Genomic DNA, 14,104 nt, shown 5'->3' on the forward strand with positions numbered 1-14,104 from the left:
AATGGATGTCCTGATGCGCCGCAGCCTGATTCTGACCCTGCTCATTGCACTGAGCCTGCCGGTGGCCACGATGGCCCAGAGCGGCCTGCGCACCGAGGGTGATGTCGCCACCGCCACTGGCGCGTACGAGGCCGAAGTGCCCGTCAACAGCCAGGCCGAAGCCGATCGCAACGGCGCCCTGGCCCGCGCACTGAGCGTGGTTCTGGGCAAGTTGTCCGGAGATCGCAGCGTGATGTCCCGCCCCGGCGTGGTACAGGCGCTGCGCAACGCCAAGGATTACGTGGCCAGTTATGACTACAAGCAGGACGAGAGCGTGAGTGCCAGCGGCGCTCCCAGCTTCCGCACCCTGCTGGTCGCGCGCTTCCGCGAGGAGGACGTGGACTCGCTTGTGTCGGCGCTGGGCCTGCCGCTGTGGCCGCAGCCGCGACCGAAGCCGGTGCTGTGGCTGGCTGTCGATGACGGCAGTGGCCCGCGCCTGGTCAGCGTGCAGCAGGCCAATGCCGCCCGCCCGCTGCTGAACCGCGCCATCGAGCGGGGCTACAAGCTGGGCCTGCCCAGCGGTGGTGCCGCCGAACAAGCGCTGGCCGGGGCGATCTGGCGCCAGGACAGCGCCGCCGTTGCCCGCGCCTCTTCGCGCTATTCGCCGCCGATGCAGCTGATCGGCAAGCTGTACCGCGCCAATGGCGGCTGGCAGGCCGACTGGGTGTTCGTCGACAACGGCCGCGAACTGAACAAGTGGACCAGCAAGGATGCCAACGCCATGCGCGCGATGGCCGCCGGTGCCGACGGCGCCGCCGATGCGCTGGTGAAGCGTTACGCCAAGGCCGGCGTTGCGACCGGCCAGGCCGGGACCTACCGCGTGGTGGTGACCGGCATCAACAGCGCCGACGACTACCTGCGCCTGGCCGCCGGCCTGCGCGAGGTGCCGGTGGTGCGCAACGTCACCCCGCTGCACGCCTCGGCCGGCCAGCTGGAGCTGAGCCTGGAAATGACCACCGGCCTGGCCGGCTTCAACCGCATGCTGGGCGACAACGGCGTGCTAGTGCCGAGCGCCACGCTGCCGGCGCTGCCCACGCCGATCGATGACACCACCGGAGCCCCCGTAGCTGCCCCGGTCAGCAACGAGTACCGCCTGCGATGACCCTGACCCCTGAAGCGGAAATCGCGCAGTTCCTGCGCCGGCTGAAGTACATCCTGTTCGCCGGCCTGGTCGGCTGGGTGGTGTGGCTGCTGGCACCGATCCTGACCCCGTTCGTGATGGCGCTGGCGCTGGCCTGGCTGGGCGACCCGCTGGTGGACCGCATCGAGGCCACCGGCCGCTCGCGCATGACCGGCGTGGTGCTGGTGTTCGCGGCGATGGTGCTGGTGATCGTGGCCCTGCTGCTGGTGCTGGTGCCGATGATCGAGCGCCAGATCACCACCCTGATTTCGGTCGCGCCGCAGGCGCAGGCGTGGCTGATGGAAAAGGGCATTCCTTGGTTCGAGCAGAAGACCGGCCTGGAAGTGATGCAGTGGCTGGACCCGGACCGCCTGATCGACTGGGTGCGCAGCCACTGGCAGCAGGCCGGCGGCTTCGCCACCACGTTCATGGGTTACGTTTCGCGTTCGGGCTTTGCGATGGTGACCTGGGTAGTCAACATCCTGCTGCTGCCGATCCTGGCGTTCTACTTCCTGCGCGACTGGGACAAGCTGGTCGAGCGTGTGGCCTCGGTGATCCCGCGCAACCACATCGGCACCATCACGGCGCTGGCGCGTGAGTCCAACGACGTACTGGGCGCGTTCATCCGCGGCCAGTTCCTGGTGATGCTGGCGCTGGGCGTGATCTATGCCGGTGGCCTGTCGCTGGTCGGCCTCAAGCTGGGCCTGCTGATCGGCCTGATTGCTGGCCTGATCAGCTTCATCCCGTACCTGGGCGCGACCACCGGCATCCTGATGGCGATCGTGGCCGCGCTGGTGCAGGCACAGGGCTTCGACCTGAAGCTGCTGATCCTGGTCGGCGTGGTGTTCACCGTCGGCCAGCTGCTGGAGAGCTATGTGCTGACGCCGCGCATCGTCGGCGACAAGATCGGCCTGCACCCGGTGGCGGTGATCTTCGCGGTGATGGCCGGCGGCCAGCTGTTCGGCTTCCTCGGCATGTTGCTGGCGCTGCCGGTTGCAGCGGTCACCAACGTGCTGCTGCGTTACGCCCATCAGCGCTATCGGCAGAGCGAGCTGTACGTGGGCGAGAAGCCGGCGATCGTGCTTGATGGGGTGGTCGATCAGCCCCATATCATCATCCCGGATGACAAGGGCCCCGACCTGAAGTGATGGGTGTGCCGCAACTACCGCTGGCCCTGCATTACCCGCGGGACCAGCGCCTGGAGACCTTCATCGGCGCGCCGGATGGCGCGCTGGCGCAGCTGCGTGCGATTGCAGTGGGCGCCAGCCACGATTGGGTCTACCTGGAAGGGGCGGCGGGCACCGGCAAGACCCATCAGGCGCTGGCGATGTGTTCCAGCGCCGAGCAGGCCGGCCGCCTGCCGACCTACGTGCCGCTGGCCAGCGCGGCTGGCCGCGTGCGCGCGGCGCTCGATGGGCTGGAGTCGCGCGAACTGGTGGCGCTGGATGGCCTGGATGAGGTTGCCGGCCATCGCGAGGACGAGATCGCACTGTTCGATTTCCACAACCGCGCGCGTGCTGCTGGGGTGACCGTGCTGTACACGGCGCAGAAGGCACCGGAAGAACTGGGCCTGGTGCTGCCCGACCTGCGTTCACGGCTGGGTCAGTGCGTGCGCGTGCTGCTGCAGCCGTTGGATGAGGAAGGTCGCGCGGCGGTGCTGCGTGAGCGTGCACTGCGCCGTGGGCTGGCGATCGACGAAGCGGCCATCGAGTGGCTGCTGTCGCACACCGGGCGCGAGCTGGGTGGATTGATCACGCTGCTGGACTGGCTGGACCGCGAATCGCTGGCGGCGAAGCGGCGGATCACCGTGCCGTTCCTGCGCCAGGTGCTGGAAGAAGGCCGTCCTCGTTATTGAGGGTGGGGTTTGTTTGCAGGGCTGCGCCCTGCACCCGCAGAAGCCGAAGCAACGTCAACGTCAAAAGCTGGCTATCCGTGGGATGGCGGGGTGGGTCCGGTTGCGGGGGACGCTGCAAGTACGTCCATGTAAGCTCGGTCGCCGCATCCATGCGGCTCACGCCCCCGCAACCTGACCCACCCCGCCTTCGACAGGTTCCCGCGATCTGCCGGGACTGCGTACTGCACTGCTGTTGGTGGGTGTCGACCTTGGTCGACAAGTGTCTTGCTTGTGGTGGGTGACGACCGTTGGTCGTCACCGGAGCAAGCGCAGCGAAGCGACCCGCTTCTGCTTTTCTTTCTTTCTTCCGTGCCTGGACGCCCACGGAAACTGTCAGAGGCCGGGCGGGGTGGGTTCGCGGGGGTGTCCGCGGCATGGATGCCGCGGCCAAGCCCCCAGGGACGGGTTCACGGCGTCCCCCGCGGGCCCACCCCGCCCGGCCAAGCACGGCTTCTGCTTTCAATGAGTCCAGCCACGAGGGGCTCAGCCGTTCGCCGCCAACTCCACATCCAGCGCGCGCAGGCGATCCACAGTACCCACGTCGGTCCAACGCCCACGATGGTGCTGCCCCGTCATCAATCCCTGCGCCATGAAATGCTTCTGCAGCGGCACCACCGAGAACTTCGGCGGCACCTGTTCGCTGCCCGGCGCATCACCGATCACCGCGCGCCAATCGGCCACGATCGAGGGGCGGTAGACACCAATGCCGGCATAGGTCAGGCACGGGCCTGCGCGGTCGTGATGCAGCACGCCCCGGGGGTCCAGCCGGTAGTCGCCGTTGGGGTGCTGCACCGGATTGTCGACCAGCACCAGATGCGCCTGGCCCTGCGGCTCGCGCGGCAGCGTAGCGACATCGAAATCGGTCCAGATATCACCGTTCACCACCAGGAACGGGTGCTCACCCAGCACCGGCAGCGCGTTGAGGATGCCGCCGCCGGTTTCCAGCGGCGTCTGGCCTTCGTACATGAAATGCAGGTGCAGTCCCCACTGGCTGCCATCACCCAGCGTTGCCGGAAACTGATCGGCCAGCCATGCGGTGTTGATCACTACCTCGCGCACGCCCAGCGCGGCCAGGCGTTCCAGGTGCCACACGATCAGCGGCTTGCCCGCCACCTGCAGCAGTGGCTTGGGCGTGTGCAGGGTCAGCGGGCGCATGCGTTCGCCCAGGCCTGCGGCAAAGATCAGTGCCTTCATCGTGCCACGCGCATCGGTGCGGCCAGCTCGGCCAGTGCCGGCTTGATACGGTCGTCCAGCAGCCGCTGCAGCGGCGCCAGCTCGCGGTAACGCGGCAACACTTCATCCAGGTAGCCGATGAAGCGCGGCACGTCGTCCAGATAGTGGCCCTTGTTGTCGCGGTAACGCAGTCGGCTGAAGATGCCCAGGCACTTCAGGTGGCGCTGGATACCCATCCAGTCGGCATCACGCAGGAAGGTGGCCCGGTCGGGCACCGGCAGGCCGGCATCCAGCGCGCGCTGGTGGTACTGCGCCAGCCATTCATCCACGCGCTGCAGCGGCCAGCTCAGGAACGCATCCTTGAACAGGCTCACCGTGTCGTAGGCGATCGGGCCGCGCACCAGGTCCTGGAAATCCAGCACGGCGGGGCCGTTGTCGACCGGCATCAGGTTGCGCGGCATGTAGTCGCGGTGGGTCATCAGCTGGGCCTGGCCCAGCGCGTTGTCCATCAACCTGCGTTGCACCAGCTGCAGGCCTTCGATGTCGCCGCAGTCCAGTTCCAGCTGCAGGTGGCGTTGCAGGAACCAGTCGTCGAACAGGCCGGCATCGCGCTGCAGCAGCGCTTCGCCGAACTGGCCGAAATCAGCGGGCACCGGAATCGCCTGCAGGCGCAGCAGCTGTTCGATCGAGCGGTCGAACCATTCATCGGCATTACGCGCGTCGAGGATCTTCGCCAGGGTCGGGCCACCGAGGTCTTCCAGCAGCAGGAAACCAGCGTCCAGATCCTGCGCCAGCAGTTCCGGCACGCGCAGGCCGTGGTCGTGCAGCAGGCCGCGCATGCGCAGCCACGGCCGCGGATCTTCCAGCCCCGGGGGCGCATCCATCACGATGTGGCTGCCGCGCGTGCTGGTGGTACGCCAGTAGCTGCGCATGCCGGCATCGACCGAGGCGCGCTCGGCCACCGCGTTGGCATCCTCCAGTCGGGTACGGGCCCACTGCAGGCGCTGCGCGCTGCGCTGGGGGTCGGAAGCAGGTTCGGTCATGCGGGCAGTTCCGGGCGCGACGGGCGCGCCAAGCTCGGGAAAATAAGAGGGGGGACGCTCAGCGGCGGGGAGTGAACAGCCGCATCAGCGCCAGTACGGCAACCGCGCCGACCACCGCGCCGAAGAAGCCGGCCGGTTCGCCGGGGCGGTACCAGCCCATGTACTGGCCGAACCACCCGGCCACGAGGGCGCCGACAATGCCCAGCACGATGGTCAGCAGGCAACCCATGCGGTTGTTGCCGGGCATGAAGAAACGCCCGAGCAGGCCGACGAAGAAGCCGACCAGCAGGATGTAGAGCCAGCTGCTGCTGCCGAACAGACCATTCATGTGTGTGTGTGTTTCGCTTGGGGTGGACGCAGCCTAGCAAGGCCAGGCTGCGTCCGTCACCGGTGCCGGATCAGCAGCAGCCGTGGTCGCCGTGGCGGGTGCCGCTGTCGGCCGCGACCGGCGAACCGCTGGTTTCGCCGCGCAGGCTGGCGGCGTAGTGCTCGCTGATCACCTTGGACACGCAGGCGGTGACCTTCTTGCCCATCGGGATGTGCAGGAACTCGTTCGGGCCGTGCGCGTTGGAGTGCGGGCCGAGGACGCCGGTGATCATGAACTGCGCGCCCGGGAACTTCTCACCCAGCATGCCCATGAACGGGATCGAGCCGCCTTCGCCCATGTACATCGCCGGCTTGCCGAAGAAGGCCTGGCTGGCGTCGTCGATGGCCTGGGTCAGCCACGGCGCCATGGCCGGGGCGTTCCAGCCGGTGGAGGCCTTTTCCAGGTCCAAGGTGACCTGCGCGCCGTTCGGCGGGTCGCGCAGCAGCGCTTCCTTCAGCAGCTCGCCGCAGGTCTTGCCATCGGCTGTCGGCGGCAGGCGCAGCGACAGCTTCACCGAGGTCTGCGGGCGCAGCACGTTACCGGCCGATTCCAGCGGCGGCATGCCGCCAACGCCGGTGACCGACAGCGCCGGGCGCCAGGTTCGGTTGAGCACCAGCTCGGTCAGGTCCTCGTTCATCGGGCGCAGGCCGTCGACCATCGGGAACTTCTCGAAGATCTCGGTATCGACCACTTCGGCAGCACGCTTGGCCTGTTCCTGGCGCTCGGCCGGAATCTCCACGTTCATGCCGTCGATCAGGATGCGGCCGGTGTCCTGGTCCTCGATGCGCGACAGCAGCTGGCGCAGCAGGCGGAAGCTGGACGGGATCACGCCGGAGGCATCGCCGGAATGCACGCCTTCGTTGAGCACCTTCACGGTGAAGTTGCCGCCGGTCAGGCCGCGCAGCGAAGTGGTGCACCACAGCTGGTCGTAGTTGGCGCAGCCCGAATCCAGGCAGACCACCAGCGACGGCTTGCCGATGCGGTCGGCCAGGTGGTCGACGTAGGCCGGCAGGTCGTAGCTGCCCGATTCTTCGCAGGCTTCGATCAGCACCACGCAGCGGGCGTGCGGCAGGCCCTGGGCCTGCAGCGCCAGCACCGCAGCCAGCGAGCCGAAGATGGCGTAACCGTCGTCGGCGCCGCCGCGGCCGTACAGCTTGTCGCCGCGCAGGACCGGGGTCCACGGGCCGAGGTCGTCGTCCCAGCCGGTCATTTCCGGCTGCTTGTCCAGGTGGCCGTAGAGCAGGATGGTGTCGTCGCCGGTCTCAGCGCCGGTGGCTGGAATTTCCAGGAAGATCAGCGGGGTACGGCCTTCCAGGCGCACCACCTCGACCTTCAGGCCAGGCAGCTGCTGGGCCTTGGCCCAGTTCTCCATTAGCGTGACCGCCTGTTCCATGTAGCCGTTCTGCACCCAATTGGCGTCGAACATCGGCGACTTGTTGGGAATGCGGATGTAGTCGACCAGTTGCGGGACGATCTCGCTGTCCCACTTGTCATTGACGAATTGGCCGAGCTTGGCGCTGTCCATCTGAAACTCCGGTTGCATGGGCTGTGATCGCGCCATTCTACGCCTGTGCCGGGGGTAGGGTTTTTCCTACATCACGTCGGGTATTTGGCTGGCTTACGGAAATGTGGGAAACCGATAGGCTGTGCGCATGTGGTGACGGACACTGTTTCGACCGACGGGATTGCCGGTCGGGGCAGCCAGAACCACAAGGAGATACACGTCGTGCCTTGGTTTGTCGTGTCAACGGCACTGGTGCTGGTGATGGGGTTCGCAGAGGCGCATGCCACCGGACCGATCGACATCAACCACGCCGATGCACAGGCGCTGCAGCAGGGATTGACGATGGTCGGAGCCGCCAAGGCCGAGGCGATCGTCGAGCACCGGCGCAGACACGGCCCGTTTCATCGCGTCGAGGACCTGACGCAGGTGAAGGGGATAGGGAAAGCAATCGTCGAACGGAATCGACAGCGGATCACCGTAGGCAACAGGCTGTTGCCGGCGGATCCGGTACCCGGATCGGTACCGGTACGAACCGTACCCAGGCGCTGACAGCAGGAATCGTCGGAACCGGCAGGAGGCTGGTTCACTGGACACGGGCAGGATGGCCGTGACCACCGACCGCCGCAGGATGCGGCACCAATCACCAGGATGGTGGCATCACAGACCTGTGGAAGGGGCTGAGATACAAACAGGACAGACGCGGCCGCGTGCAGGATGCAACGCTACCCCCACAGCGCAGGATGCGAGGGGGCGGCAGCAGGCCGACAGGGACGTAACGATTGCCCGGTACGACACATGGCTGTGTCGCCGGGCAGTTTCATTTCCGGCGCCTGGTTTTGCCGCGGCCACCACGTGCCCATGGTGTACGGTGACCGCACCGCATGGAAAGGACACCCGCTGGATGTTTCCGCATCGCCCCACAACCCTGATGCTCGGCCTTGTACTGGTCCTGCCGCTGCTGGCCCACGCGGCTGCACCGCCGGCCGGAACGCCTGCCGCTGCAAGCGCTGTCGACGTGCGCGGGCCGACCGACCTCAAGCCGGGCGAATACCTGTGGCATCCGGAAATCTCGCCGAGTGGCCCGATCGTGCTGGTGGTCAGCCTGGACGAGCAGCGTGCCTATGTGTACCGCAACGGCATCGCCATCGGCCTGACCACGATCAGCTCGGGCAAGGCCGGGCACGAGACGCCGACCGGCGTGTTCACCATCCTGCAGAAGGACAAGGACCACAAGTCCAACCTCTACAACAGCGCACCGATGCCCTACATGCAGCGGCTGACCTGGGACGGCATCGCCCTGCACGGTGGCAGCCTGCCCGGGCACCCGGCCTCGCACGGCTGCGTGCGACTGCCGCAGGCCTTCGCGCAGAAGCTGTTCAGCGAAACCCAGCGTGGCGATACCGTGGTCGTGGCCGATGCCAAGAGCTCGCCGATGACCCTGGCCTATCCGTCGGTGCTGGCGCCGGTGAACGCGCGCGGGCAGGCGCTGCCGGAAACCGAGGGAGCGGCTACCCAGGCCTGGTGGAACGACAGTGCGGCCCCGGCCGGGCAGGTTGGCATCCTGGTCAGCCTGCGTGACCAGCGCCTGTACGTGCTGCGCGATGGCGTGATGATCGGCGAGTCGCCGTTGAAGGCCGACGCGCTGCCGGCCTTTCAGGGCACCACCCTGTTCGTGATGGGGCAGGGTTACAGCGACACCCCCAGCCCGCTGGACGCGAACCAGCGCCTGCACCAGTGGACGGCCTACCCGCTGCTGGGCCAGGACCGGGCCCAGGCCACGCCGGACCTGCTGGCCACGCCCTCGCTGCCGATGGCGCTGCCGGCCGATTTCGCCCGCCAGCTGTACCAGGTGCTGGTGCCGGGCACGACCCTGCTGGTGACCTCGCTGCCGGCGGTCCGCCCAAGCCCGGCTGAATCCGGAATGCAGCCGGTCTTGGAATCCGAGCCGCCAGGGTCCACCCTCAAGAGCAACTGACGCCCTCGTTGTGCCCATGACTGCATCCCGCCTGTGCCGGCTGGCCGCGTTCGGCCTGCTGGCGACCTCGGCCAGCGCCCCGGCGCTGGCACAGACGCCCGCCCTCGCCACCTCTGCCGATGATCTGGCTGCCCTGCTGTCGCGCAGCGCGCCCAAGGCCGACCGCCACGTGCTGCAACTGGCGGCGCATGCCATGCGCTGCGCACTGCAACGGCCGGAGCTGGGCATCAACAGTGATCGCCTCAGCGTGATCGACTATTCGCGGCCCTCCACCGAGCCGCGGCTGTGGGTGTTCGACTTGGCCCACCAGCGGCTGCTGTTCGAGGAATGGGTGGCGCATGGCCGCAACAGCGGCGAGAACCACACCGAGCATTTTTCCAACCGCGACGGCAGTTTCATGTCCAGCCTGGGCGCGTTCACCGCACAGGAGACCTACATGGGTGGCAACGGCTACTCGCTGCGCCTGGCCGGGCTGGAACCGGGCTTCAACGACCGTGCGCGCGAACGCGCGATCGTCATCCACGGCGCGCCTTATGTGAACCCGGCGACCGCGCAGCTGCAGGGACGGCTGGGCCGCAGCCTGGGCTGCCCGGCGGTGCGCCTGTCGGTGGCCAAACCTCTCATCGACGCGTTGCGCGGCGGCACGATGGTGTTCGCGTATTACCCGGACCAGGACTGGCTGAAGCATTCACAGTTGCTGGGCGGTGAGTGCGGCGGGCAGGGCACCCTCGCCACGCGGTGATGCACGAAGGCGCGTGGCGTGATGCAATGCGCCGATGAACGTCGACTCCCTGCTGCATGCTCCGAGCCAGGTCATTTCCAGCCTGGACTATCGCCGCGAACGCTGGCGCAATGGACTTGGCTGGACCCGCGAGATCCTGCGCCTGCCGGCGCAGGGCGATGACTGGGCGCTGCGCCTGTCGGTGGCCGAAATCGAGCAGGACGCCGCGTTCTCCGCTTTCCCCGGCGTGGAGCGCGAGCTGGTGCTGCTGCAGGGCAATGGCGTGCGTCTGCGCTTTGCCGATGGCCGCGTTGCCGAGGTGCTGCCGCCGCACGGGCGGGTGCGCTTTGCCGGTGAGCAAGCGCTGCACGGCGAACTGGTCGATGGCACCACTCACGACTTCAACCTGATGTGGAAGCGCGATCTGCTGCAGGCCGAGTTGCTGCATCGGCCGCTGGTGGGATCGATGTTCTTCTTCTGCGAACCGGGCGTGGCCTGGGCGTTGCACCTGTTGGCCGGACACGCCGAATTTGGCGGGGACAGTGGATTGCCGGCCATGCAGGCCGGCGATACCGCGTGGCTGTCGGCTGGTGAGCGGCAGCGGCATGCGGTGCAGGGTGGGGGCGAGTTGTTGGCGATACGGGTAACGAGCACCGGTTAGCGCCGGGCCCTGCCCGGCGTCCTGGGGCGCCATCCGCGCATGGCATGGATCTACAACGGCGGGTCCAGGCATGGTGACAACCGCACAGCAGTGGATCCACGCCAAGCGTGGATGCGGCGCCCTCAGTACACATCCCGCCGGTAACGACCGGCCGTCAGCAACGCTTCCTTGCCGTCCGCTCCCAGTACCTGCTCGATCACTGCGTCCACGGCTGGGGCCATGCCCTGCAGGCTGCCGCAGACCAGGATCGTCGCGCCTTCATCGACCCACTGCCGCAGCGTTGCGGCTTCGGCCAGCAGCCGGTCCTGCACGTAGCGGTGCGAACCGCCATCGCGGCTGAACACTGCATCCAGCTGAGCCAGCGTGCCGTCGGCCTGCATCGCCTGCAGTTCTTCACCGAAATGGAAATCGTGCGCTGCGGTGCGCTCTCCGAACAGCAGCCAGGTGCGGCGCGCGCCATTGCGCACGCGTTCGTGCAGATGCGCGCGCAGGCCGGCGATGCCGGTGCCGTTGCCGATCAGCAGCAGCGGCACGTCGGCAGCCACGCCATGGAAATTGTCGTTGCGGCGCAGGCGCAGCTGTACCGGCTCGCCGATGGCCGCGTGGTCGCACAGCCAGCCGCTGCCGATGCCAAGCGTGCCGTCGGCGCGATGTTGGCGACGCAGCAGCAGTTCGAGTGCACCGTCGGCCATTACCGAGGCGATCGAGTATTCGCGATGGGGCAACGGTTGCAGGGCCGCCAGCAATGCGGGCAGATCACCCGGGGGAACCAATGAGGGCAGGTGCGAGCGCGCGACGCGTGCCAGCAACGTCTCCCCGTCATCCAGCACGGTATCCGCATCGAAGCGTTGTGCGTCCAGCCAGGCACGCACGGTGTGCGATGCATGCTGCGGGCCGATCTCGGCGATGTCACCGGCCTGCCACTGCGCATCTGCATCGGCCGGGGGCTGCAGGCGCAACCAATACACGGGGCCGCCGGGGCTGCCCGGGTTCAGATGCTCACGTTGCAGCAGCGTCCACGGCTGGTACTCGGCCGGGCTCCAGTCGGGCAGTTCGCTGGCGCCGCCGCCGAGCTGGCCGAGCAGCTGCTGCCAGTGGCGCAGTGCGGCCGGGTCGGCATTGTCGACTTCGATGGCGTCGAACAGCGGATGCGCACCGTGCTGGCGCAGCCACTGGTCGAGCTGGTGGCCGAATCCGCAGAAGTGGCCATAGCTGCGGTCGCCCAGTGCGAGAACGCCGTAGTGCAGGTGCTGCAGCGCAGGCGGTGAGGCCATCACCCCGCGCAGGAACGGCAGCGCATGATCGGGTGGGTCGCCTTCGCCAGTGGTGCTGGCGATGAACAATGCACGCTGGCTGCCGGCCAGCAAGGTGGCGTCGACCTCATGCAGACCGCGCACGCGCACCGGCACGCCGGCACCACGCAATGCCTCGGCACTGCGTCCGGCCAGTTCGCGGGCGAAGCCGGTCTGGCTGGACCAGACCAGCAGGATCGGTGCAACGTCGCCAGAAACAGCATCGTCGCGCGGTCGCCCACGCCACCACAGGGCAGCGCAGGCAAGCGCATACAGCGCCGTGGCGAACACCGCAATCTGCGACTGCCGTGCCGGTGGCGCGCCCTGCCACCATGCTTCGCCCAGATGCAGGCGCAGCAGCGCCCAGCCGATCACTGCCAGCAGGAGCAGGACCAGTGCGTTGCCGAGCCATGCGCGCGATGGACGTGCGCTCATGCGTCCTGCCCGTCGAGCAGGCGCTGGAAGGCGCTGCTGAGGAACTCGCGGGGGCCTTCGGGGGCCCGTTGCAGATAACGCACGGCCAGTCCTTCGCGTTCGGCCAGGGCCATGCCCTGTTCGTGGCCGAGTACGGTCAGTGCGGTGGCCCAGGCATCAGCATGCATCGCGTCGTCGGCGACCACCGTCACCGCCGCTGCGACCTGGCGAACCGGCCTGCCGCTGCGCGGGTCGAGGCTGTGGCTGTAGGCCTCGCCATCGGTCTGGTACTGGTGCCAGCGATCGCCGGAGGTCGCGACCGCCTTGCCGTCCAGCGCCAGCACCCGCGGTGGTGTTTCGGTGTGCGCGTCTTCTTCGGGTGCGGATTCCACCAGCACGCGCCACGGCTGGCCGTCGGGCTTGCGGCCGTAGCCGGCCAGTTCGCCACCGACCTCGATCAGTGCAGCAGCGATGCCCTGATCGCGCAGCCAGGCGGCCACGTGATCGACGCCGAACCCCTTGGCGATCGCCGACAGATCCAGTACCAGTCCACCCGGCTGCAGCAGTGCGTTGCCCCGCCATTGCAGGCGCTGCCAACCACAGCGCTCGCGCGTGGCCTGCAGCGTAGCGGCGTCGGGCTGGCGGCGTTCACCGGCATGTGCACCAAAACCCCACAGTGCCACCAGCGGACCGATGGTGGGATCGAACGCACCGTCGCTGGCGGCAGCGATGGCCTGGGCGCACACCACGACCTTGCGGGTCTCGTTCGGCAGGGTGCACCACTGGCCGGCATCGGCGCTGTTGTAGCGGCTGAGGTTCGAGCGGGTTTCCCAGGTACTCATCTGCGCGACCACCTCATCCAGGCGCGCCTGGATGCCGGCGTGCAGCGGGTGCAGGTCGCGCTGGCGCGGCGCGACCAGCGACACGCTCCAGGTGGTGCCCATGGTGGTGCCGCCAAGGCGGGCGATGTCGAGCAGGGAATCGGTCATGGTGATGCGTTGCGGCGGCGACGCCGGGCGCGCCCGGCATCGCGGTCCACATTACTGCGGCAGCACTTCCAGCGTGGCCACGTAGCTGAGGCGACGCTTGGCGGCCTGCTTCACCGAGGTCTTGCTGTCTTCAGTGCCGGTTTCAAGCCAGTACATGCCGGCTTCCGGCCAAGTCACCTTGATTTCGCCCTTGGCATCGCTGGTCAGCTTCAGCTCGTCCTGCGCGTTGCGGTAGCGGGTAGCGCCACGCACGATCTCGAATTCCAGGCCGGCGGTCGGCTTGCCATCGACCAGCACGCGGAAGGTGGCTTCCTCGCCGGCGAACAGGTCGTTCGGGTGGCCGACGGCGACCAGCTCGATGCCACGGTTGGTGGGCTTCAGCGCGGTATCGTTCGGCGCACCGTTGGTGACGAAGGTCTCCACGCGGCCAACCGACTGGCTCACTTCCAGGTTCTTCGCATCCTTGGGCAGTTCGCCGAAGGTGGCGGCGGTACCGCGCCAGCGCTTGCGCTCGCCGTTCTGTTCGTAGGTGGCGAACAGGCCGTCGTTGACCGAGGCGATGCGGTAGGTGCCCGGCTGCTTCAGTTCGATGTCGAACACGCTGCGGAACTTGCCGGTGGAGGCGTTCTGCGGCTGCATGCTGCTGCCGTCCGGCGCCGTGATCACCAGCGACTCCAGGCGCAGTGGCACGTGGTTGAAGTAGAACAGGTCGTTGGAGACCGCGCCGTCGACGGTGATCCACGGCGCGTTGCCGGCGATCACGGTCTGCGAGGGGAGCAGCCATGCCTTGTGGGCCAGGGCGGAGAAGGGAAGGGCAGCGGCCAGGGCGGCGGCGAGGACGAGCGTGCGCTTCATGCGGAAGACTCCAGTTGGAAGGCGTCGGATCCCTTTCCAACGGAAAGGGCTCTGACC

The 14,104-nt window shown here is 67.8% G+C and carries 14 protein-coding genes; 7 read left to right on the forward strand and 7 right to left on the reverse strand.

The annotated features are described in order from the left end of the window. The first annotated feature begins 1 nt into the window (after position 1). The 3 genes from QZ853_RS01890 to hda are packed head-to-tail and all read left to right on the forward strand — an operon-like array spanning position 2 to position 3,014. The gene (locus QZ853_RS01890; RefSeq protein WP_295570269.1) at positions 2-1,141 is read left to right on the forward strand and encodes a DUF2066 domain-containing protein; all 1,140 of its coding nucleotides are present in this window, start codon (positions 2-4) and stop codon (positions 1,139-1,141) included. Then, complete coding sequence (locus QZ853_RS01895) at positions 1,138-2,307, forward strand: AI-2E family transporter (RefSeq protein ID WP_295570271.1); 1,170 nt, start codon at positions 1,138-1,140, stop codon at positions 2,305-2,307. The genes QZ853_RS01890 and QZ853_RS01895 overlap by 4 nt, the downstream gene beginning before the upstream one ends. Next, positions 2,307-3,014: a DnaA regulatory inactivator Hda gene (hda, locus tag QZ853_RS01900; RefSeq protein WP_295570273.1), complete on the forward strand. Its 708-nt coding sequence runs from the start codon at positions 2,307-2,309 to the stop codon at positions 3,012-3,014. Before QZ853_RS01895 ends, hda begins: the two co-directional genes overlap by 1 nt. Positions 3,015-3,536: 522 nt before the next feature. Here the strand turns inward: hda and murU are convergent. The 4 genes from murU to QZ853_RS01920 form a co-directional block, all read right to left on the reverse strand. After that, on the reverse strand, positions 3,537-4,247 hold the full coding sequence (murU, locus tag QZ853_RS01905) for an N-acetylmuramate alpha-1-phosphate uridylyltransferase MurU (protein ID WP_295570275.1): 711 nt from the start codon (positions 4,245-4,247) through the stop codon (positions 3,537-3,539). Continuing rightward, a complete protein-coding gene (locus QZ853_RS01910) occupies positions 4,244-5,269 on the reverse strand; it encodes a phosphotransferase (protein WP_295570277.1) in 1,026 nt (341 codons plus the stop codon). Before QZ853_RS01910 ends, murU begins: the two co-directional genes overlap by 4 nt. 58 nt (positions 5,270-5,327) lie before the next feature. Next, the gene (locus tag QZ853_RS01915) at positions 5,328-5,597 is read right to left on the reverse strand and encodes a GlsB/YeaQ/YmgE family stress response membrane protein (RefSeq protein WP_295570279.1); all 270 of its coding nucleotides are present in this window, start codon (positions 5,595-5,597) and stop codon (positions 5,328-5,330) included. Between the two features lie 70 nt (positions 5,598-5,667). Further along, positions 5,668-7,161, reverse strand: a complete 1,494-nt coding sequence (locus QZ853_RS01920) for a M20 family metallopeptidase (RefSeq protein WP_295570281.1) — start codon at positions 7,159-7,161, stop codon at positions 5,668-5,670. A gap of 201 nt (positions 7,162-7,362) precedes the next feature. Between QZ853_RS01920 and QZ853_RS01925 the strand changes: the two genes are divergently transcribed. The 4 genes from QZ853_RS01925 (at position 7,363) to QZ853_RS01940 (ending at position 10,497) form a co-directional block, all read left to right on the forward strand. Further along, the gene (locus tag QZ853_RS01925) at positions 7,363-7,689 is read left to right on the forward strand and encodes a helix-hairpin-helix domain-containing protein (RefSeq protein ID WP_295570282.1); all 327 of its coding nucleotides are present in this window, start codon (positions 7,363-7,365) and stop codon (positions 7,687-7,689) included. Positions 7,690-8,041: 352 nt separating this feature from the next. Then, a complete protein-coding gene (locus tag QZ853_RS01930) occupies positions 8,042-9,115 on the forward strand; it encodes a L,D-transpeptidase (RefSeq protein WP_295570283.1) in 1,074 nt (357 codons plus the stop codon). A gap of 16 nt (positions 9,116-9,131) precedes the next feature. Next, on the forward strand, positions 9,132-9,857 hold the full coding sequence (locus tag QZ853_RS01935) for a murein L,D-transpeptidase catalytic domain family protein (RefSeq protein WP_295570285.1): 726 nt from the start codon (positions 9,132-9,134) through the stop codon (positions 9,855-9,857). Between the two features lie 34 nt (positions 9,858-9,891). Next, the gene (locus QZ853_RS01940; RefSeq protein ID WP_295570287.1) at positions 9,892-10,497 is read left to right on the forward strand and encodes a HutD family protein; all 606 of its coding nucleotides are present in this window, start codon (positions 9,892-9,894) and stop codon (positions 10,495-10,497) included. A 122-nt stretch (positions 10,498-10,619) separates the two neighbouring features. On the opposite strand, the gene QZ853_RS01945 is transcribed toward QZ853_RS01940, so the two are convergent. The 3 genes from QZ853_RS01945 to QZ853_RS01955 are packed head-to-tail and all read right to left on the reverse strand — an operon-like array spanning position 10,620 to position 14,047. Further along, the gene (locus QZ853_RS01945) at positions 10,620-12,224 is read right to left on the reverse strand and encodes a sulfite reductase subunit alpha (RefSeq protein ID WP_295570289.1); all 1,605 of its coding nucleotides are present in this window, start codon (positions 12,222-12,224) and stop codon (positions 10,620-10,622) included. Continuing rightward, on the reverse strand, positions 12,221-13,192 hold the full coding sequence (locus tag QZ853_RS01950; protein WP_295570291.1) for an FAD:protein FMN transferase: 972 nt from the start codon (positions 13,190-13,192) through the stop codon (positions 12,221-12,223). Before QZ853_RS01950 ends, QZ853_RS01945 begins: the two co-directional genes overlap by 4 nt. A gap of 51 nt (positions 13,193-13,243) precedes the next feature. Continuing rightward, on the reverse strand, positions 13,244-14,047 hold the full coding sequence (locus QZ853_RS01955; RefSeq protein WP_295570293.1) for a DUF4198 domain-containing protein: 804 nt from the start codon (positions 14,045-14,047) through the stop codon (positions 13,244-13,246). Positions 14,048-14,104 lie beyond the last annotated feature (57 nt).

The sequence above is a fragment of the uncultured Stenotrophomonas sp. genome, from assembly GCF_913778665.1.
GTDB lineage: Bacteria > Pseudomonadota > Gammaproteobacteria > Xanthomonadales > Xanthomonadaceae > Stenotrophomonas.

Coding starts and splice junctions, on each gene's coding strand:
- QZ853_RS01890 (WP_295570269.1), top strand. CDS start 2: ATGGATGTCCTGATGCGCCGCAGCCTGATTCTGACCCTGCTCATTGCA.
- QZ853_RS01895 (WP_295570271.1), top strand. CDS start 1,138: ATGACCCTGACCCCTGAAGCGGAAATCGCGCAGTTCCTGCGCCGGCTG.
- hda (WP_295570273.1), top strand. CDS start 2,307: ATGGGTGTGCCGCAACTACCGCTGGCCCTGCATTACCCGCGGGACCAG.
- murU (WP_295570275.1), bottom strand. CDS start 4,247: ATGAAGGCACTGATCTTTGCCGCAGGCCTGGGCGAACGCATGCGCCCG.
- QZ853_RS01910 (WP_295570277.1), bottom strand. CDS start 5,269: ATGACCGAACCTGCTTCCGACCCCCAGCGCAGCGCGCAGCGCCTGCAG.
- QZ853_RS01915 (WP_295570279.1), bottom strand. CDS start 5,597: ATGAATGGTCTGTTCGGCAGCAGCAGCTGGCTCTACATCCTGCTGGTC.
- QZ853_RS01920 (WP_295570281.1), bottom strand. CDS start 7,161: ATGGACAGCGCCAAGCTCGGCCAATTCGTCAATGACAAGTGGGACAGC.
- QZ853_RS01930 (WP_295570283.1), top strand. CDS start 8,042: ATGTTTCCGCATCGCCCCACAACCCTGATGCTCGGCCTTGTACTGGTC.
- QZ853_RS01935 (WP_295570285.1), top strand. CDS start 9,132: ATGACTGCATCCCGCCTGTGCCGGCTGGCCGCGTTCGGCCTGCTGGCG.
- QZ853_RS01940 (WP_295570287.1), top strand. CDS start 9,892: ATGAACGTCGACTCCCTGCTGCATGCTCCGAGCCAGGTCATTTCCAGC.
- QZ853_RS01945 (WP_295570289.1), bottom strand. CDS start 12,224: ATGAGCGCACGTCCATCGCGCGCATGGCTCGGCAACGCACTGGTCCTG.
- QZ853_RS01950 (WP_295570291.1), bottom strand. CDS start 13,192: ATGACCGATTCCCTGCTCGACATCGCCCGCCTTGGCGGCACCACCATG.
- QZ853_RS01955 (WP_295570293.1), bottom strand. CDS start 14,047: ATGAAGCGCACGCTCGTCCTCGCCGCCGCCCTGGCCGCTGCCCTTCCC.